Below are 18567 nucleotides of genomic sequence, written 5' to 3'. Positions count from 1 at the left end.
GAGAGGAGGAATTCACCATGCACTACTATCCATCAATGCTCAAAACTCAACCAGAGATAACGCCTAATCTGGATGCTTTTAAACAGCAATATTCTCATAAGTTTGCCTCTTTAGACCACATCTTTAGCCGTATTCATCTTGGCGATCGCATCTTTATCAGTACCGCTTGTGGAGAACCTCAATATCTGGTGCGATGTTTAATTGACTATGTTCAAAGTCATCCTAAAGAACTGTTTGACACCGAAGTTCTTCAGGTTTGGACATTAGGCGTTGCTCCTTATACAGATGCCAAATTTAAACGCAATTTTCGTCATAATTCTTTTTTTATCGGTCATCATACCCGTTCGGCTGTCAATCAAGGGTTAGCTGACTATACCCCCATTTTTCTCTCTCAAGTTCCCGATTTATTTAAACGGGGGTTAGTGCCCATCGATGTGGCCTTGATCCATACTTCCCCCCCAGATCAACATGGTTATATGAGTTTAGGCGTTAGTGTGGATATTGTCAAAGCGGCTACCGAAAGCGCGGCTTTAGTCATTGCTCAGGTCAATTCTTATATGCCTAGAGTTCATGGCGATGGCTTTATTCATATCAATGATGTAGATTTTATTGTCAGCTATAATCAACCACTTTTAGAATATGATATCTATACGGATGATGAAAAAACTGAGCGGCTCGGCCGATATGTGGCCAGTTTAATCGAAGATGGAGATACAATTCAGGTCGGTTATGGCAGCGTTCCCAATGCTATTTTGTCTCATTTATCCCAAAAAAAGAATTTAGGAGTACATACAGAATTGCTCTCGGATGGCATTATTAAATTAATACAGCAAGGAGTTATTAATAATAGTGCTAAAACACTTAACCGTTGGAAAACCATCGCGACTTTTTGCATGGGAAGCCAAGAAACCTACCATTATATTAATGATAATCCTGCCATAGAATTTAGAACGGTTGACTATACGAATAACCCCCTTAATATCGCCCGTCATGATAATATGGTGGCTATTAATAGCGCTTTAGAAATAGATTTAACCGGACAAGCTACAGCAGAATCTTTAGGACAACAATTTTATAGTGGCATTGGCGGACAAGCAGATTTTATGCGGGGTGCAGTATTATCTCGTCATGGAAAGACGATTCTAGCTCTTGAGTCCACTGCTGAGAATGATACTATCTCTCGTATTGTTCCTTTCCTTAAAGAAGGAGCCGGAGTTACCCTTAACCGAGGGGATATTCATTATGTCGTGACTGAATATGGCATAGCTTATCTACATGGAAAAAATATTCGAGAACGAGCAATGAGTTTAATTGCTATCGCTCATCCTAATTTTAGACCTTGGTTAATTGAACAAGCTAAAAAACAGAATTTAATTTATTCGGATCAAGCTTTTATTCCCGGCAAACGAGGCGAATATCCTGAAGAATTAGAAACTTATAAGACCACTGATTCAGGGTTAGAAATTTTCCTCAGACCCGTTAAAATTACTGATGAACCCCTATTAAAAGAATTCTTTTATTCTCTTTCTAATCAAAGTCTATTTCGTCGTTTTATGTCGGTTCGTCGGGATATTCCCCATGAACGATTACAAGAATTTGCAGTAATTGATTTTACTCAAGAAATGGTGATTTTAGCTTTCTTGAAAAAGGAAGAAAAAGAACAGGTTATTGCTATCGGACAATATGGCATCGAAGAAGATACTCACATCGCTGAAGCGGCTTTTGTGGTCAAAGATGAATATCAACACCAAGGCATAGGAACAGAGCTACTTTCTTATCTGACTTATTTAGCTAAAAAACAAGGGTTATTAGGATTTACTGCCGAACTTCTCCTAGAAAATAAACCGATGTTACATTTATTTGAAAAAATGGGTTTTGAAATGAATAAAAAAATGGGGGATGGAGTATTTGAATTGAAAATGATGTTTAGACGGGATGAACAGTAATTTTAGCGACTTGATTATTAATTATTGTTTAACAGTTGTTTGAGTTCTCGAATTGCCGCACTCGTATTACGCTCATAGGCAGTTTTAATACATCTGGCGATTACTTCCTCAAGTTGGATTTTTGGGAAATAAATACTTTTATCTTGAAGAATATAGTCTGTGTCTTGTAACAGATAAATTAATAGTTGTTGTTTACGCAATAGCCAAACTTCAGGAACTCGATAGGGAAGATAATCCTGCACATCGGAATAACTGGTGACATCAATTTCGATAATTAAATCTGGTGGCGGATCTTGCCGCCAGTCGATGCGTTTTTTGCCGGATACTGCTTGCCAATTATCGATATAAAAACAATAATCTGGCTCGATTCCGCTTTCTTCGGGTAAGGTCATGGTGACGGGTGTGAAAGCATCGTATTCTCTTCCATCGCGATCTAATAGTGCTTTAACAATGTCGGCGAGTAGGTTCGCATCTCGACCATGCACAGGTAGCGGCGACATCAATAATACTTCTCCATTGCGATATTTAAGGCGTGGAATTGACCCATCGCCGCGTTGGTCACACAAACATTGATACTCTTGCCAAGTAGCCGGTAAGCGCACGACAGAACCAGGCGGCAATTGAGTCTTTTCTTGAGAAACGAGGGCGAACATGGCTTAAACTTCCTTGTACAACGGCTTACTGCAATGATAATGGCGCAATAATATTTTTTCTAGTCAAGTGTTAAGCGACTTGAAAACGCCGGCTCAATTTGATGATTTGGGTAAGTTTGTACATCCTGAAGATTTAAAGGAAATGGTTCGTATTTCTGCGAGTTATGAGGAACATATTCAATGGTTAAAGCAGGATATTGAGTTAGGTTTTGATGAGTTTATTTTACATAATGTTAATCGAGAACAAGAACGGTTTATTGAAGTTTTTGGTCAGGAAGTTTTACCTAGTTTGAGTTAATATTTTTTTTAAAAGTTTTAAGTGTATTCATGATCTAACTAGGCTACAATTCGGGTCGGCAGATCAAAGAAGACCACTGTCTAAGTCTCGATCCCCAGTGGCCCTCTCCTAAACAGCCTAATTGAGGGAGATGACCTCTAGGTGCTTTTAAATTAAAGTTTAATTGATTGTAGTATAGCCATTTTCCCTGATTACGCCATCCGACGCTATCACAAAATTTTTTCCAAATAAATTCATTATATACTGCTGTCCCACCTAGATTTTGAAAAATATCTTTTTGAATGCTTAGTCCAAAATGGGCTTTACTATAATCTATCCACAGCCGATTAATAATACATAAATCTTCGGCTGGTAAATTTTTAATATCTTCCTCAGTTAAATATTTTTCTGCAAGTTTATCAGCAATTTTTAGCATTAATAAAGCTGTTTCTTGATCGGCTTCTTTCCATCTTCCTGCCTCTAGTAGTTGCCGTAAAACACTATAGCTAACTTTGGGTGTCATGGGTAAGTATTTGGACATAAATAAACTCAAATCAATAGTTAAGGGGCCAATCAAATTTACGTTGAAAACTTTTAACTATTGTTAGAATTCCTCTTTTTGATTTGAGTTATCTCACCTATTTACATTTTGTAATATTTTTTAGATTCCTCAATTCAAAGTTGACTAATGGCTTTGAGGACTTGTAGCAATTGCAGTCCACTTTCCAATTCTAATAAACTTAAAATCGGCATAGATAAATAAATAGGAGGATTTCCTTGCTGAATATAGACAAATTGATAGTGCATTCCATTAGTGGTTAAACCCCAGACTGCCTCTTGATATTCTAAACTTTTATAAGCATAAGTTAAAAGCTGAGGTAATCCGGCTACTGCATTAATAGCACTTCTTTTAGATTCAATTGCTAACACCCAAAAGTAAACATTATCGGCAATTTGCTCTTGTTTGTTAATGGCAATAATATCAAATCGGCCGGCAATGGTTATTCCTTTTTCGTCTTCGATTTCTATCGAATCAATATTATTTTCTACTTTTATTTGTATGGGATAATTGTAAAACCCGGCTAATCTCAGTAGCGGCGCAATAGCCACCAATTTTACTTGTCCTTCTGAGGCATCTTCATCTAGATACCGTTCAAAGTCCTCTTGAATTTTGAGTAATTCTTGTTCTTCGACTTCGGTAATCTCTGGTAAAGACAAAAAGGATTCAAAGCGACCATTGCGGCGTTTTTGAAATCCTAAAAGACGCTCAACATCAGCGATTGTTAAGTTTCGAGCCTGTAAAATTGGCATAAATCTCTTTATTTTCTCTTTTTCTCTTAATTATAAACTAACTTTTTCTGAATTTCAATTCCTCGATTTTCCATTGCCGCCTTAAATAAATCTGTGGTTAAAACTTGTTCAACGGGATAAATTCCGGGTTGATTTAACTTTCCTTCTAACAAAAATTGGGCCACGCTGCCGGTTCCGCAACCTGCCGAAAAAGCGGTATTTTCATGTACCATTGTGGAATAATAAGTAGCGGCTTTTCCCTGTTTTTCTCCGCGAATTTCTGCCCGCATGGCTACCCCGATCCCCGTGAATTTATCGGTAACAGCAGTCATGTTATAACTCACCTTAGAAAAAAATTCGATTCCCGCATGACTTTCTATCCAAGCGGTGGGAAATACATGAGCGGTAATCCAAGTTAAATGATTATAAAAATCGGGAATAGAGCCAAATTTTGTTATAACATTTTTTACCTTAAAAGATTCAGCAAATGTATAGGTTTCTGGCACATCAAACCAATAAACACCGGTTTTTCCATAAGGTTTAGGAAACTCTACAGTTTCGCGCTTAGTATAAGGTAAAACTTTTTGCCACTTCCCATCTATCCAAGCATCAAATGCTTCTCGCAAGCCTAAAAAAGTGGTCCGCATAACGGTTATTCCTGCCCCCCCAGAACCGGCAACGGTATAACTTAAATGAATGGTGTCTGCTTGATCTAATTGTTCCACGCCTTCCCGTACCATACTATTAGAAATCCCCGGGAAAACCCCTGTATTTAGAATTGCTGTAATGCCGGCTTTTTGGGCTTCTTCTCGGTATTGAATCACCTTTTGAAAAAAGGAGCGATGATCGCTCACATCAATATAATTTACTCCTTCTTCAATACAAATTTTTAGCACTCTTCCATCTCGGTAATGAAATGGCCCAGCGCAATGAACCACTAAGTCACATCCTTTAATGGTTTTTCGTAATTCTTCGAGATCATCTAAATCCAACATCAACAATTTAATAGATTTGTCAAGGTTATGTTGTAAAAGTTCATTCTTGGCTGTGCGTCCTGTGATGATAATTTCTGCATCAGTATGACTCACTAAATCTTGAGCGACACTACGGCCAATTCTTCCTTTTCCGCCTAAAATTAAAACCTTGCTCATCTCATCTCCTACAATCTAACTTGAGTTATGAAGTACCGCACCTAAAATCAATTACACATTTTATTTTATAAATCCTTATTGCAAGAATGCCTCTTGCCTATTGCCTAATTAAAACAGCCTCGACAATAAAGATCGATGATCCCGTATAAAAACCCTAGCACAATTACGCCCCGGCATCCCCGAAATTGATCCACCTGGGTGAGTCCCCGCACCCGTTAAGTATAAGTTCTTAATGGGGGTTTTATAATTAGCAATCTCTGGCAAAGGACGTAAAAAAATCATCTGCTCTAAGGTCATATCTATATGATAATAATTTCCTTTATAAGACCCCAAGCGCTCGGCTAATTCTGCTGGACTTTCTACCCGACGAGCAATAATTGCCTTTTTAATATTGGGAGCATATTCAGCTAATTTATCCATCACCCGATCAGCCACTTTATTTTTTAATTCATCTGTCCAGCCGGTTCCATTTAAGCCGGTTCCTTCGGCCCCGGCAATTTGATAGGGAGCAAAAAATTCTATCCAAAGGGTATGTTTTCCTTCTGGGGCCATTGAGGGATCTAATACTGTGGGAACATCTACATAAATCGAGGGGTTCTCATCAGGAATTTCTCCTATAATGGTGGTAGCGTGTGCCTTTTCTACATGAGCAACTGAGTCAGCAATTAGCACCGTTCCCATTAAATACTCATCTTTATGCTGATAGGCTTCAAAACGAGGCGGCTCAGATAACGCACAGTCAATTTTTAAAATGGTTTCATTATTATTAGTTATTCTACGCTCTAATCGGTTTCGCAACTTCGGGGCAGCCGCATCTATATCGCCAGCATCGATTAATTGCAGAAACAATCTTCGAGCATCTATATTAGAAATCACTCCTTTGCTGGCGCGGTATTCAAGGCCACTAACGACTCGAACCCCTACAGCACAACCATTATCAACTATTACCCCTTTAACCGCTTGATCCGTTAAAATTACCCCTCCTTCACTTTGCACTAACTTGACTAAAGCGGCGGTTAATGCACCTGTACCCCCTCGGGGCCGGGCAATGCCGGGTTGATGACGCATCGCCATCATGATCATGCCGGCAGTAATGCCTTTTTGAGAAGGGGGGGCCCCAATTTCGGCGGCGAGTCGTGCTAAAGGGGCCTTAACAATTTCGCTGTCAAACCACTCTTGCAGAATATCATCCGGCGAACTCAGCATCGTTCGCAACCAATCTAAGGCTTTTTGAGGAGTTCCCACAAGACTAAACACCTGTTTAAGGCTATTAAAATCATAGCTAGAGAGTAAATCTAAGACCGATTGAGGAGGTATATTAAATAAAGGAGCGATGGCATTCATTAACTTAGACCAATAGTCCACAAACTCGCCATATTTTTCGGCATCTCTCTCACTGTAACGGGCAATTTCTGCACAGGTTTTTTCTACAGAACGATAGGATAAAAAATATTTGCCATCGGGATGAGGACAAAAAACGGTAGGGTCACAAAATAGATATTCTAATCCGTATTTACTTAGTTGCAACTCTTCTATCACAGGCCCGAGAAAAATAAACTCATGATCGATGGCACAGAGGTTAAATTTAAAACCCGGTGCATCTTTGGGGATCACCTCTTCTGTGGTTGCTGCCCCTCCGGGTACTGAGCGCTTCTCTAGTAACAAAACTTTATAACCAGCTTTCAGTAAGTAAGCCGCACAAACTAAGCCATTATGGCCAGCACCAATAATAATTACATCATAGCTTTCCATTCATTTTGAGTCCTGCTACAAAACATTTTTTTAACTTAACACATCAGCAATTTTTCCTTCTCTCTCTCTTACCTAAAATGGTATAATGAACCCAGATAAAAATTGTTTCATGCCAAATTTAAAATGCCAACGCCTAACATCTAGTTAAACTTCTGAGTTGAGCTATTATACCATAAACCTCTTAGATCATTAAATTTTTCTTCAATTCTCTTGCAAGAGTTTAAGAGTGTATGAGCGGCTTTTTGACCAGTGAAGTGATGAATTGTGCCCGAAATTTTCTGAGGGATGAGTGTTATCTTAATTATTTTAATCCTTAAATACCGAACCGATGGAACAATTTTTTGAATTTAAACTTCAAAAGCTATCCCCTTTTAGGTTTTTCTTGAAAACCAAGTAGAGAGTATTATGAGCAGTATGATAAAAGTGGTTAAACCTTCGGGAATTCTAGATGCTACGCAAGCCCCCGATTTCCGCCAAGAAATTAGCCAGCTTGTCAAAGAAAAGATTGATATCATTGTGATTGATTTTAGAGATGTTACTTTTATGGATAGTTCCGGTTTAGGAGCATTAGTTTTATCTTTAAGAACGGCTCATTCAGCCGGATCTAAACTTTTTCTTTGCTCGATCAATGAGCAAATCCAAATGTTATTTAAATTAACCAGTATGGATCGGGTCTTTGAAATTTTTTCTAGCCGCGAAGAGTTAGAACAAAAAATTTTAGGAAAATAATCATTAATTAATCTCTCGGTAAAAAGCTGGCATTTTAATCCTTGAAAAAATTAATTTGTATAATAGAAAAATCATCTTGAAAATGAGTATTTTGATGAAAATATTGAATGGCTTTGATAAGCTGATCTAAACTTGGGAGAGAATAGGTATGAAAATTATTTAAAAATTGCAGAAAATTTTCCAGCCCCCAGATCTGACCGTCTTTTTGTTGTATTTCATAAATTCCATCACTAAAAAGATACAGGCTAGAACCTGAAGGAATTTGACATACTGATTGTTCATAGCGACTCTCAGCAAACATCCCAATAGGGAGTCCGGTGGTTCTCAGGTGTTGCTTACAAACCTTCCCCTGAGAAGAATAGGATAGCAAAATAGCCGGAGGATGTCCCGCACTAGCATAAGTCAAATAACCGCTAGTTTGATGATAAACCCCATACCAAATTGTCAAATATTTATCATTACGTTGGTTCATTTGAAAAGTTTTATTTAAGGCAGTTAAAACCTGAATAGGCTGATAATAATCAACCTGATTTAAGCCTTGATATCGGATTAAATTAATCACCGATAAAGAAGGTAAAGCCGCTCGCAACCCATGACCGGACACATCAAGTAAATAAATAACCAAATGCTCCTCATCGAGCCAAAAAAAATCTAAACTATCTCCACCGAGTTGAAGAGAAGGAATAAACCGAAAATCAATGCTCAAGTTGGGGGTGGTTATGGGTTCAGGTAAAATAGAACAAACATAGTTAGCCGCTTCAGTGAGTTCATCTTCTAGCAACTGTTTTTGCTGTTGTAGGTCATGGCTGAGTTGATGTAATCTTAAGCCGGCTCTAACACGTGCTTGTAACTCATTAATTTCAATCGGTTTACACAAAAAATCATCGGCTCCGGCATCTAACCCCATAATTCGATCATTCAGTGATCCCTGTGCCGTAAGCAAAATAAAAAAAGTCGTCGATAATTTAGGAGTCGCTTTAATCTGACGACAGACTTCAAGTCCATCGAGGCCAGGCATCAGCCAGTCACAGATAATCAAAGCCGGACAATATTGTAGAGCTTTTTCTAAGCCTTCATTACCATTACTGGCCACAATCACTTGGTACTGACTACGCATGAGCGATTTGCTGAGGAGTTTTTGAATTGCCAGATCGTCGTCAATAATTAAGATTTGAGCCATAACCCATTAAAATTTTAGTTGCCTGTGTAGTGTAGTTAGTCTTGTTGTTTGTGTAGATGAGTGCCGTTAGAAATCTTCAAAGACAATGAGATAATGACTATAAGCCGTTCAGCGCGGAACCCGTCGAGTGCGGATCTTCGTCATCCAAGACCTGACCGGGTCCTTATCCTAATGTTAAGGCAGCCCCGCCTGATGTCAACACCAAACCGCCAAAAATAGTTCTTCTAGAACCGATCGAGGCGGTCTCGAAGAAATTTAAGAGGCTTGAAACAGTTGAAAGTTTCTTTTAAGGTGAAAAGCGACCTCAAAGCGTTAGATCAAGTCTTATCTGATTTCGAGCAAATTAATCAACCTTGGATTCCCAGAAAAGATTGGTTACAGTGTCAACTCGCTCTAGCTGAAGGCTTTACTAATGCTGTACGCCATGCCCATAAAGGATTATCTTCTAATATTTTGATCGACATTGAGATTACTTTAACTCAACAGGAGATCGAGATCCGAATTTGGGATTCGGGAAAACCTTTTGACTTAGAAGGATTTATCGAGAAAAATTTGACCCAAGATAATCGCTGGTCTGGGCATGGACAAGGACTCCGTATTTTACAACAAATTGCTGATCGCTTAAGTTATATCCGAACTGAGCAAAATCGCAATTGTTTGATCATCACAAAGCAATTTTTAGTTAGCGAAGTACAAAAAAATTATGAATGAATTTCAGTCAATTGTATCTGCTCAGTGGCTCGCTGATAACTTGAATAATCCCAATTTAGTCATTGTTGATTGCCGCTTTCGTCTGGCTGATCCACAATGGGGATACCAACAATATTTAGTGAGTCATATCACAGGAGCATTTTACCTTGATTTAGATCAAGATTTATCTTCCCCTCTACACCCCAAAAAATACGGAGGTCGTCATCCTCTACCCGATCCTAACGCTCTAGCTGCTAAATTGGAAGTGATCGGCATCACTAGAGGAGAAACTTTGGTCGTAGCTTATGATGACTTTAAAGGCGCTTTTGCGGCCCGTTTATGGTGGCTATTGCGTTATTTCGGTCATGATCAAGTAGCTTTGTTAGACGGGGGATGGCCCGCTTGGACCCGGGGCGGTTATCCGCAAAGCTCCCAATTACCCACTCGTCAACCGGGTAAATTTAGTCCTCAAGTCCAGTCTGATTGGATCGTAGGCATCGAAACCGTTAAGGCTAAGAGAGATTTACCCTCAGTAGCCTTAATTGACTCGAGAGCCGGCGATCGCTATCGGGGAGAAACAGAACCCACTGATCCCATTGCTGGCCATATTCCAGGAGCCGTCAATTCTTTTTGGGGTCTGGTGCTTGATGAACAGGGATTTTTCCTGCCAAAACAAACACAACAACAATTGTGGACTCCTTATCAGGATGCTGAGGAACTGATTCTTTATTGTGGCTCAGGCGTGACCGCTTGTGTTAATCTTTTCTCTTTAGACCAGTTAGGCTACAAAAATACTAAGCTTTATCCGGGAGGATGGAGTGATTGGTGTTCTGATCAAAGTTCATAACTCTATTTAACTCTATTTAACTGTCTAATGGTTTATCTAGTCCTTTTTTAAGGGGGAAATGTTCATTAAGGTTATTTCTTTCCTAAATGTTTTAACTAACTTGGCCAATGATCCTGTAAAATTCAGATACTATAGCCTTAATTCTAGCTAAAACACTATCGTTAATTCTATTTCACTTAGTCAATGTTCTTTTTTATTAGAGGATCTTCCTCTTTATTTAGACAGATTACTCTATTCAGTCCCAATTGCTAAACTAGACAATTAATCTAACTATTTAGCTTATTTTTTATCTAAATAAAATTAGGCGTTAAATTCTATGACGGCTGCTCAAAACTGTACTTGTCCCTATCCGAAAGACCGTCTATCGATTTTTGTTGACGGAAATAATATGTTTTATGCACAACAAAAAAATGGATGGTTCTTTGATCCGCGCAGAGTTTTAGACCATTTTACTAATGATCCAACCGTAACTTTAATTAATGCGTTTTGGTACACAGGCTTAAAAGATTCTCAAGATCAACGAGGCTTTAGAGATGCTTTAATTAGTTTAGGATATACAGTAAGAACTAAAATACTTAAAGAATATTATGATGATAGTTCGGGTCGATATTCTCAAAAGGCTAATTTAGATATAGAAATTGTCGTGGATATGTTTAATACTGTTGATCAATATGACAGAGTTATTTTATTTAGCGGCGATGGAGATTTTGAACGAGCCATCGAATTATTAAGGTCTAAAAATACTCATATTACAGTTGTTTCTACAGAAGGAATGATTGCCAGAGAGTTAAGAAATGCCACTGATCGCTATATCGATTTAAACGATATTCGTACTTTTATTGAGAAAACCGATTTTTAAAACTCAATAGATGTTTATTTTGATCAAGATGGCATAACCCCAGTGGAGTCAAGTCAATTGCAACCCGCCCGCCAAGCATTTACCCCTCAATTATGGTTTTTTTGATGGGGATAATAGCCTCTGGGTCTGTTGCCCTTTATTTACATTTAGTTACAGTAATTGACGAATGACAAACAACTATTTTTAACCGAACCTTCCCGCTACATAATCTCGAGTGGCGGGTTGACTCGCATCAGTAAAGATCTTTTGGGTGGTATCAAATTCAATCAGCCGCCCTATGCGAGTTTCATCGGTATTAAAAAAGGCTGTATAATCAGAAACTCTGGAAGCTTGCTGCATATTGTGAGTGACAATAACAATGGTCAATTGTTTTTTAAATTTGTGAATTAATTCTTCAACTTTTAGCGTAGAAAGAGGATCAAGCGCCGAACAAGGTTCATCCATTAAAAGCACTTTGGGTTTAACCGCCAGTGCGCGAGCAATACAAAGTCGTTGCTGTTGTCCTCCAGAAAGCCCTAAAGCCGATTTACGAAGATTATCTTTGACTTCATCCCATAAAGCCGCCTCTTGCAAGGCAGATTCTACAATTTCATCTAATTTAGAGTGGCTGGTATGGCCAAAAATTCTGACACCATAAGCAATATTGTCATAAATACTAGCAGGAAAAGGGTTTGGCCGTTGAAAAACCATGCCTATTTGCCGCCGTAAACTATTGATATTAATGCCTTTAGCGTAAATATTCTGTCCAAAAAATTCTACTTTCCCCGTGACCTTAATTTGTCCTTCTAATTCCCCGATGCGGTTAAGGGATTTCAGTAAAGTGGATTTACCACAGCCGGAAGACCCTATCATCGCCGTCACATGATGCTGAGGAATTTTAAAGGTGACTCCCTCTAAGGCTTTTTTCGTTCCATACCAAAAGCTAACATTTTCAATATCAATAGCCGGTATAATCGGTTTGGAATTGGCAATTTCTGGCTCATTAAGATTGAGATCAATAGTCATAGTTAAACCTTTCTTTTACGAATAACAACACGAGAAATAATACTGGTAGCCAAAACTAAAATAACTAACACTAAAGAAGCCGTCCAAGCAATAGCATTTTGATCGATAAAAGGCGAACTGGCATAGTTATAAATGAGAACCGGTAGCGAAGGGGTGGGACTGAAAAGACTTTCCTGCCAAAATTGACTAAATAGGGCGGTAAACATCAGGGGGGCCGTTTCTCCGGCTGCCCGGGCCACTGCCAGTAAAACCCCTGTGGTAATAGCCGGAAGTGCCGCCGGAATCACGATGTGAAAAATTGTCGTAAATTTATTCCCACCTAAAGCGGCTGAACCGAGACGATAAGGCATAGGAACTAATTTTAAGGCTTCTTCTGTGGTCAGAGAAACAATGGGCAACATAATCACCCCAAGGGCAAAGCCGCCAGCTACAGCCGAAAATTGCTTAGTGGTTAAGACCAAAACTCCATAAGCAAAAACGCCGACAATAATTGAAGGAACACTGCTCAAAATAACAATTACAAAGCGGATAACATTAGCAATAGTTGATCCTTTAGTAAACTCTGATAAAAAGATGCCCGTCATAATGCCTAGGGGGATACTAAAAATAGCGCCAATTCCCACCATCGTTAAAGTTCCGACAATAGCATTAGCAAAACCATTGGGTTGATCTTCCACCCCAGGAGGAGCCGGTAAAGAAGTAAAAACTTCCCATCTAAATTGGGGTAGTCCTTGATAGGCAATGGCTAAGAGAATTGCAAATAGCGGTGCTAAAGCCACCAAAGTAAGGGCAAAAGCTATCACCGTCATGCCCAGATCAAAGCTAGACCTAAACGGCGATAGTGGGCGATGTAATTCTTTATTTAATGGCAATTCGTTGGTCATAAATAGTAGGGAACGGGGAGTAGGGGGAGAGGGAATAACTAAATTAAATCTAAAATTCTAGCCGCTCAGAAAATCCCATGAATCAAAGTGATTAAATATTTCTTTGAATAAACTGAACTAATAGAACAGCAATACTATTAACAAATAAAGTAATCACAAAAAGAATCAAAGCCAAATACATTAAAGCGCCAATATGTAAAGGCTCAAAAGCTTCGGCAAACTGATTAGCCAAAACTGCCGGAATCGTATAGCCCGGGTCTAACAAAGAAGCACTAATGATATTAGAATTACCAATCACCATTGTCACCGCCATCGTTTCCCCTAATGCCCGTCCTAAGCCTAAAATCACGCCGCCGATAATTCCAGAACTAGCCGTCGGTAAAATCGTGCGCCAGATTGTTTCCCAACGGGTTGCCCCTAAAGCCATCGAAGCACTGCGTAATTCGGGAGGAACGGCTAACAGAACATCTCGACTAATGGCCGCAATTGTGGGCAGAATCATGATCGCTAAAACTACCCCGGCAATTAACATACTCGGTCCGTAGGGAGGGGTATTAAATAGGGGAATCCAACCCAATGCGCTATGTAACCACTCTTGTAAAGGTTTCGACAGAGGAATTAAGACAAAAATCCCCCATAATCCCACAATCACACTGGGAATAGAGGCGATCAACTCCACCATAAAACCCACTGGTGAGCGCACCCACAGAGGCAGAAAATTCTCACTGGTGGTAATGGCCACAGCCAAACTTAAAGGAACAGCGATCAACAAAGCCAAAAAAGAACTGACTATGGTGCCGTAAATATAGGGAAGCCCACCAAATTTTTGCTCTCCGACATTCCAGTCTACAGACCAGAGAAATTTTAGCCCCATATCTTTCAGCGCGGGTTCAGCATCATTAAAAACAATCCACGCTATCCACAGCAAAATCACAACCCCTGAAAAGGCACATAACCACACCAAGCCGCTAAACAGTTTATCTAGCCATTCAGCAACAGTTTGTTGACTGGTAATATTTACCTGTAAATCAGGGGTTTGAGGGTCAGATTGAATGGGATCAGAAAAATTAGTCATGAGTTATGGGTGGTTGGTCATGGGTCATTAGTCATTAGGTCAGTAGCTTTTACTTACGCCGATGGTCATCGACTAACTGTTTACTCAGAACTGATGACTCATGACTAAAGACTAATAACCCATGACTAATCTCTTATTTACTTAATTTTATCTACTGCCGCACTCGCTTTTTGAGCAACTGAAGCCGGAATTCTCGTGAATTCTAACTGTCCATTGATATTTTGGCCAGCGCCGAGAATCCACTTGACTAATTTTTTCACCTCGGCGGCTTTTTTATCATCTTTGTAGTCAGTGTAGAGGAGTAACCAGGTAACGCCCATAATGGGATAACCATCTTTGGGGTCATCTACATTAGCTGTAAAATCGCTGTTAAAAGTGACACCTTGCATGGCTTTGTTAGCTTCAGCTAGGGTCGGTTCTACATATCTACCGGCTTTGTTTTGAATCAAAGCTGTCTGAAGCTTGTTACTACGGGCATAAGTATCTTGAACATAGCCAATTGCCCCGTCTGTTTGTTTGACGAGAGCGGCTACCCCATCATTTTTAGGTCCTTTGAGGACGGTAAAACCCCAGTTAGGCTCTTTACTGGCTCCTACTTTACTTTTAAAGCTTGCATCGATAGCACTCAGGTGACTGGTAAAGATTTCTGTGGTTCCACTTCCGTCAGCCCGCACCACGACTTTAATCGGTTTACTGGGAAGTTTTGGGTCTACTTGTTTCCAGTTGTTAATTTGTCCGCTAAAAATTTTCCCGAGAACTTGACGAGAGATTTTTAGATTGTTGACTCCAGCAAGATTATAAATGACGGCTACGGCTCCTCCTGCTGTGGGAACCATTAATACTCCCCGTTTCATCTGGCCTTTTTCTGATTGGGAGGGAGGCACGTCACTGGCACCAAAATCTACAGTTTCCCCGATAAACTGGCGAATTCCTGCACCACTACCGATAGAGTTGTAGTTAACGGTGACTCCCGTCGCTTTTTTGTAGTCAGCAAAATAACGTTGATATAACGGAGCAGGAAAGGTTGCCCCGGCACCGTTAAGACTTTGGGCGATGGCTTGCCCTGCGGTTCCCATTGCGATGACAACGGTAGTCATCGAACCCATAACAATACGATTAATTGTGGTTGTTGAAAACACCATTGTTGTTTCGATCTGAGTTGATAAACCCTTAGTAATGGTTAATGAGCAAATGAGTTTCTGTATTAAATCATAAATAATATTGCCACTTTTTCAACAATTTTTAGCTCAATTTTATCAGAGTTAAGGTTTGGTTAAGTTTGGCTAATATTTTGCTTAAAAGAGCAGTTTGATTAAATATTTTCTGGAAGATCCCATTAGAAAATCTTCTTTGATAGAGATGTAAAGTCACAGGAATTTTTAGAGAGTTGGCTGGCAACGTCTCCATGAAACCTATTGATTTTAGTCAATCCCGTTGCCGTAACTGCTAGGCAAAAACAGTTATTCTCAAGGGAAACCCCTAGATCACTTTAACCAAATCGTCCACTCACGTAATCTTTAGTTGCTTCTTGGGCAGGGTTTTGAAAAATGATTGGTGTCTTATCATATTCTACTAGGTAACCGACTTTACCCCCCTTTGCCGCTTCAGCATTAAAGAAAGCAGTAAAATCAGAAACCCGTGAAGCTTGCTGCATATTGTGGGTGACGATGACAATGGTGTATTGCTGTTTTAATTCGTGAAGAGTTTCTTCTACTTTAATGGTAGAAATAGGGTCTAAAGCTGAACAAGGTTCATCCATTAAAATTACTTCAGGTTTAATAGCAATAGCTCTAGCAATACAAAGTCTCTGCTGTTGTCCGCCGGAGAGTGCTAACCCACTTTGTCTCAGTTTATCTTTTACCTCTTCCCATAACGCCGCTTTTTTGAGGGATTCTTCTACCACTTGATCCATGTCCTGTGTGATGCCATTGAGACGCGCTCCCCAAGCAATATTATCATAAATTGATTTCGGGAAAGGATTTGCTTTTTGAAATACCATGCCAATGCGACAGCGCAATCTCACCGGATCGATTTTACTGTCATAAATATCCCGTCCTTTAAAGGTGACTTTTCCTTCAATTTTTGCCGAGGATACTAAATCATTCATGCGATTAAAGCATCTTAGCACGGTACTTTTCCCGCATCCCGAAGGACCAATAAAAGCCACCACTTGTTTTTCAGGAATATCTAGAGAAACATTTTTAACGGCTAAATGAGAGCCGTAATAAACATTTAAATTTTTTGTCCGCAAAACGGCTTCTGTGATTACATCTGTTGTCGTTGTCATAATTTCCTCTCAAGTTTTCATACTCAGTTTTAAAAATACAATATTTAGCCTTTAGCCAAAACGTCCGCTTACATAATCTTTGGTGGCTTGTTCTCGAGGATTGCCAAAAATATTTTCGGTTTTGTCATATTCCACCAGGTAGCCAATTTTACTGCCTTTGCCCACTGCTTCTGCATTAAAAAAGGCTGTCATATCAGCTACCCGCGTTGCTTGCTGCATATTATGAGTAACAATAATAATCGTGTAATTTTCCTTTAATTCGTGCATCAATTCTTCAACTTTTAAAGTCGAAATTGGATCGAGTGCCGAACAAGGTTCATCCATTAAAACTACTTCCGGTTGAGCCGCTATGGTGCGAGCAATACAGAGACGTTGTTGTTGTCCTCCCGATAGAGAAAACCCACTTTCTTTTAACTTATCTTTGACTTCATCCCACAACACGGCACGACGTAAGGAGTTTTCTACCAGTTCATCTAAATCTCCTTGGTAATTATTAATTCTTGCTCCATAGGCCACATTATCATAGATGCTTTTAGGGAAAGGGTTAGGTTTTTGAAAAACCATGCCGATGCGTTTTCTGACTTCTACAGCATCAACATCAGACTCATAAAGATTTTGTCCATGATAAGTGATTTTCCCATTTACTTTAAACCCCTGAATCAAATCATTCAGACGGTTAAAACAACGCAAAATTGTACTTTTACCACAGCCAGAAGGGCCGATAAATGCGGTTATTTTATTTCGATAAATTTCTAGATTAACTTCTTTAACTGCTCGATAATCTCCATAATAGATATCTATGTTTTCAGTCTTTAAAACTGTCTCGGTTTGGGTTATTGTGTTGATTACTTCTTCCATGATCTTTTTTTCCTTGTCATTAGTCATTAGTCATTAGTCATTAGTCATTGGTACTTTCCCCCTTCCCCCTTGCCCTTTCCCCCCTTGCACTGAGCTTGTCGAAGTGTTCCCCCTTGCCCTTTCCCCCTCGCAGAGCCGAGGTGTTCCCTCTAATATGTTTTCTGACGAGTTGCCCAACGGGCTAAGACACTGGTGGTTAATACCAGAAAGACTAAAATCAAAGAACCTGCCCAAGCTAATTCTTGTTGAGCTTTAAAAGGGACAATGGCAAAGTTATAGACTAGCACTGATAGAGTAGCAATAGGTTCTGCTACACCTCTGGGCCAAAAATTGGAATACAACGCCGTAAAAATCAGAGGGGCAGTCTCTCCGGCTGCGCGAGCAATAGCTAGGGTAACACCGGTTAAAATGGCGGGGATAGCCGCCGGCAGCACAATCTTAAGAACCGTTTGATAGTTATAAGCACCTATCCCTAGGGCAGCCCAACGAATATCTTGGGGAACAATTTGTAGGGCTTCATCTGTCGTTCGAATAATAGTGGGTAACATTAACACCGCTAAGGCGACTCCCCCCGCAATTGCTGAAAAACCCACCACGCCGGTTTGTACTAACAACCCATAAGCAAAAATCCCGGCAATAATTGAGGGTACACCACTTAGCACGTTAGTGGCAAAACGAATCCAACGAGCTACTTGGTTGCCTTTACTAAATTCTGATAGGTAAATGGCGGCTAAAACGCCAATGGGAACCGCAATGGCTGTCGCCAAGGCCACTACCATTAAAGTCCCAATAATGGCATTAGCAACCCCTCCTCCTTGTAATCCTGGCGGTGGGGGGAGCTTAGTAAATAGATCGAAATTAATGCGGCTTAATCCTTGAATCGCTACATAAAACAGTAGGGCAAATAGGGGAATCAGTGTCAGAATAATACAAGCCGTCGCTAAAACAGTCATTAACAGTCCAAACAGATTTCGCGGGCTTTTCGGTTTCCTCTTCAGTCCCTCTCCTAATAATCTAGAGTCTGTCGACTCACTCAAATTAGACATACTTTAATAGCTTTACCAAACAAACACAATGGCTATTG

Annotated in this window: 19 protein-coding genes; 6 read left to right on the top strand and 13 right to left on the bottom strand. The window is 39.8% G+C overall.

The window, feature by feature from the left end; all coding sequences use genetic code 11:
• Window positions 1–17 precede the first annotated feature (17 nt).
• The gene (locus tag CYAN7822_RS17365) at window positions 18–1946 is read left to right on the top strand and encodes a bifunctional acetyl-CoA hydrolase/transferase family protein/GNAT family N-acetyltransferase (RefSeq protein ID WP_216701552.1); all 1929 of its coding nucleotides are present in this window, start codon (window positions 18–20) and stop codon (window positions 1944–1946) included.
• 17 nt (window positions 1947–1963) lie between these two features.
• Here CYAN7822_RS17365 and CYAN7822_RS17360 read toward each other — a convergent pair whose 3' ends face one another.
• Window positions 1964–2599 (bottom strand): Uma2 family endonuclease, encoded by a 636-nt coding sequence (locus CYAN7822_RS17360; protein WP_013323559.1) that lies wholly within the window; start codon window positions 2597–2599, stop codon window positions 1964–1966.
• 67 nt (window positions 2600–2666) lie between these two features.
• Between CYAN7822_RS17360 and CYAN7822_RS17355 the strand changes: the two genes are divergently transcribed.
• Window positions 2667–2897 carry a hypothetical protein gene (locus CYAN7822_RS17355; RefSeq protein WP_157871819.1) on the top strand — a complete coding sequence of 77 codons (231 nt, stop codon included), beginning with the start codon at window positions 2667–2669 and terminating at the stop codon, window positions 2895–2897.
• Window positions 2898–2940: 43 nt separating this feature from the next.
• Here the strand turns inward: CYAN7822_RS17355 and CYAN7822_RS17350 are convergent, their stop codons facing one another.
• The 4 genes from CYAN7822_RS17350 to crtO all read right to left on the bottom strand — a co-directional run bounded on the left by CYAN7822_RS17350 (window position 2941) and on the right by crtO (window position 7069).
• A complete protein-coding gene (locus CYAN7822_RS17350) occupies window positions 2941–3417 on the bottom strand; it encodes a GUN4 domain-containing protein (protein WP_013323558.1) in 477 nt (158 codons plus the stop codon).
• A 134-nt stretch (window positions 3418–3551) separates the two neighbouring features.
• Entirely contained in the window at window positions 3552–4187 is a 636-nt protein-coding gene (locus CYAN7822_RS17345) for a hypothetical protein (RefSeq protein ID WP_013323557.1), read from the bottom strand.
• A gap of 26 nt (window positions 4188–4213) precedes the next feature.
• Window positions 4214–5317, bottom strand: coding sequence for a saccharopine dehydrogenase family protein (locus CYAN7822_RS17340; RefSeq protein ID WP_013323556.1), 1104 nt, complete (start codon window positions 5315–5317; stop codon window positions 4214–4216).
• Window positions 5318–5425: 108 nt separating this feature from the next.
• Window positions 5426–7069 carry a beta-carotene ketolase CrtO gene (gene crtO / locus CYAN7822_RS17335; protein WP_013323555.1) on the bottom strand — a complete coding sequence of 548 codons (1644 nt, stop codon included), beginning with the start codon at window positions 7067–7069 and terminating at the stop codon, window positions 5426–5428.
• A gap of 405 nt (window positions 7070–7474) precedes the next feature.
• On the opposite strand from crtO, the gene CYAN7822_RS17330 reads away from it, so the two are divergent.
• Window positions 7475–7798, top strand: coding sequence for an STAS domain-containing protein (locus tag CYAN7822_RS17330; RefSeq protein ID WP_013323554.1), 324 nt, complete (start codon window positions 7475–7477; stop codon window positions 7796–7798).
• Between the two features lie 34 nt (window positions 7799–7832).
• Here the strand turns inward: CYAN7822_RS17330 and CYAN7822_RS17325 are convergent, their stop codons facing one another.
• On the bottom strand, window positions 7833–8978 hold the full coding sequence (locus tag CYAN7822_RS17325) for a PP2C family protein-serine/threonine phosphatase (RefSeq protein WP_013323553.1): 1146 nt from the start codon (window positions 8976–8978) through the stop codon (window positions 7833–7835).
• A gap of 273 nt (window positions 8979–9251) precedes the next feature.
• Between CYAN7822_RS17325 and CYAN7822_RS17320 the strand changes: the two genes are divergently transcribed.
• From CYAN7822_RS17320 to CYAN7822_RS17310, 3 genes are all read left to right on the top strand, one after another.
• Entirely contained in the window at window positions 9252–9689 is a 438-nt protein-coding gene (locus tag CYAN7822_RS17320) for an ATP-binding protein (protein ID WP_013323552.1), read from the top strand.
• Window positions 9682–10515: a sulfurtransferase gene (locus CYAN7822_RS17315; protein ID WP_013323551.1), complete on the top strand. Its 834-nt coding sequence runs from the start codon at window positions 9682–9684 to the stop codon at window positions 10513–10515. Before CYAN7822_RS17320 ends, CYAN7822_RS17315 begins: the two co-directional genes overlap by 8 nt.
• Window positions 10516–10831: 316 nt before the next feature.
• Window positions 10832–11374, top strand: a complete 543-nt coding sequence (locus tag CYAN7822_RS17310) for a LabA-like NYN domain-containing protein (RefSeq protein WP_013323550.1) — start codon at window positions 10832–10834, stop codon at window positions 11372–11374.
• A 183-nt stretch (window positions 11375–11557) separates the two neighbouring features.
• On the opposite strand, the gene pstB (CYAN7822_RS17305) is transcribed toward CYAN7822_RS17310, so the two are convergent.
• From pstB (CYAN7822_RS17305) to pstA (CYAN7822_RS17275), 7 genes are all read right to left on the bottom strand, one after another.
• Window positions 11558–12379: a phosphate ABC transporter ATP-binding protein PstB gene (pstB, locus tag CYAN7822_RS17305; RefSeq protein WP_013323549.1), complete on the bottom strand. Its 822-nt coding sequence runs from the start codon at window positions 12377–12379 to the stop codon at window positions 11558–11560.
• Window positions 12380–12381: 2 nt separating this feature from the next.
• A complete protein-coding gene (gene pstA / locus CYAN7822_RS17300) occupies window positions 12382–13263 on the bottom strand; it encodes a phosphate ABC transporter permease PstA (RefSeq protein ID WP_013323548.1) in 882 nt (293 codons plus the stop codon).
• Between the two features lie 91 nt (window positions 13264–13354).
• Entirely contained in the window at window positions 13355–14338 is a 984-nt protein-coding gene (gene pstC / locus CYAN7822_RS17295) for a phosphate ABC transporter permease subunit PstC (RefSeq protein WP_013323547.1), read from the bottom strand.
• Window positions 14339–14475: 137 nt separating this feature from the next.
• A complete protein-coding gene (pstS, locus tag CYAN7822_RS17290) occupies window positions 14476–15480 on the bottom strand; it encodes a phosphate ABC transporter substrate-binding protein PstS (protein WP_013323546.1) in 1005 nt (334 codons plus the stop codon).
• A 347-nt stretch (window positions 15481–15827) separates the two neighbouring features.
• Window positions 15828–16625 (bottom strand): phosphate ABC transporter ATP-binding protein PstB, encoded by a 798-nt coding sequence (gene pstB / locus CYAN7822_RS17285; RefSeq protein WP_013323545.1) that lies wholly within the window; start codon window positions 16623–16625, stop codon window positions 15828–15830.
• Between the two features lie 51 nt (window positions 16626–16676).
• Window positions 16677–17483: a phosphate ABC transporter ATP-binding protein PstB gene (gene pstB / locus CYAN7822_RS17280; protein WP_013323544.1), complete on the bottom strand. Its 807-nt coding sequence runs from the start codon at window positions 17481–17483 to the stop codon at window positions 16677–16679.
• Window positions 17484–17632: 149 nt separating this feature from the next.
• On the bottom strand, window positions 17633–18529 hold the full coding sequence (pstA, locus tag CYAN7822_RS17275; RefSeq protein WP_013323543.1) for a phosphate ABC transporter permease PstA: 897 nt from the start codon (window positions 18527–18529) through the stop codon (window positions 17633–17635).
• Window positions 18530–18567: the final 38 nt, after the last annotated feature.

This window comes from Gloeothece verrucosa PCC 7822, assembly GCF_000147335.1.
GTDB lineage: Bacteria > Cyanobacteriota > Cyanobacteriia > Cyanobacteriales > Microcystaceae > Gloeothece > Gloeothece verrucosa.
This window is presented reverse-complemented; position numbering and strand designations above follow the sequence as displayed.

Bases quoted from the DNA above. Each gene is read 5' to 3' on its own strand.
- pstB (WP_013323544.1), bottom strand. From the start codon at position 17,483: ATGGAAGAAGTAATCAACACAATAACCCAAACCGAGACAGTTTTAAAG.
- CYAN7822_RS17360 (WP_013323559.1), bottom strand. From the start codon at position 2,599: ATGTTCGCCCTCGTTTCTCAAGAAAAGACTCAATTGCCGCCTGGTTCT.
- crtO (WP_013323555.1), bottom strand. From the start codon at position 7,069: ATGGAAAGCTATGATGTAATTATTATTGGTGCTGGCCATAATGGCTTA.
- pstA (WP_013323543.1), bottom strand. From the start codon at position 18,529: ATGTCTAATTTGAGTGAGTCGACAGACTCTAGATTATTAGGAGAGGGA.
- CYAN7822_RS17325 (WP_013323553.1), bottom strand. From the start codon at position 8,978: ATGGCTCAAATCTTAATTATTGACGACGATCTGGCAATTCAAAAACTC.
- pstB (WP_013323545.1), bottom strand. From the start codon at position 16,625: ATGACAACGACAACAGATGTAATCACAGAAGCCGTTTTGCGGACAAAA.
- pstC (WP_013323547.1), bottom strand. From the start codon at position 14,338: ATGACTAATTTTTCTGATCCCATTCAATCTGACCCTCAAACCCCTGAT.
- CYAN7822_RS17315 (WP_013323551.1), top strand. From the start codon at position 9,682: ATGAATGAATTTCAGTCAATTGTATCTGCTCAGTGGCTCGCTGATAAC.
- CYAN7822_RS17365 (WP_216701552.1), top strand. From the start codon at position 18: ATGCACTACTATCCATCAATGCTCAAAACTCAACCAGAGATAACGCCT.
- pstA (WP_013323548.1), bottom strand. From the start codon at position 13,263: ATGACCAACGAATTGCCATTAAATAAAGAATTACATCGCCCACTATCG.
- CYAN7822_RS17330 (WP_013323554.1), top strand. From the start codon at position 7,475: ATGAGCAGTATGATAAAAGTGGTTAAACCTTCGGGAATTCTAGATGCT.
- CYAN7822_RS17310 (WP_013323550.1), top strand. From the start codon at position 10,832: ATGACGGCTGCTCAAAACTGTACTTGTCCCTATCCGAAAGACCGTCTA.
- CYAN7822_RS17345 (WP_013323557.1), bottom strand. From the start codon at position 4,187: ATGCCAATTTTACAGGCTCGAAACTTAACAATCGCTGATGTTGAGCGT.
- CYAN7822_RS17350 (WP_013323558.1), bottom strand. From the start codon at position 3,417: ATGTCCAAATACTTACCCATGACACCCAAAGTTAGCTATAGTGTTTTA.
- CYAN7822_RS17340 (WP_013323556.1), bottom strand. From the start codon at position 5,317: ATGAGCAAGGTTTTAATTTTAGGCGGAAAAGGAAGAATTGGCCGTAGT.
- pstB (WP_013323549.1), bottom strand. From the start codon at position 12,379: ATGACTATTGATCTCAATCTTAATGAGCCAGAAATTGCCAATTCCAAA.
- pstS (WP_013323546.1), bottom strand. From the start codon at position 15,480: ATGGTGTTTTCAACAACCACAATTAATCGTATTGTTATGGGTTCGATG.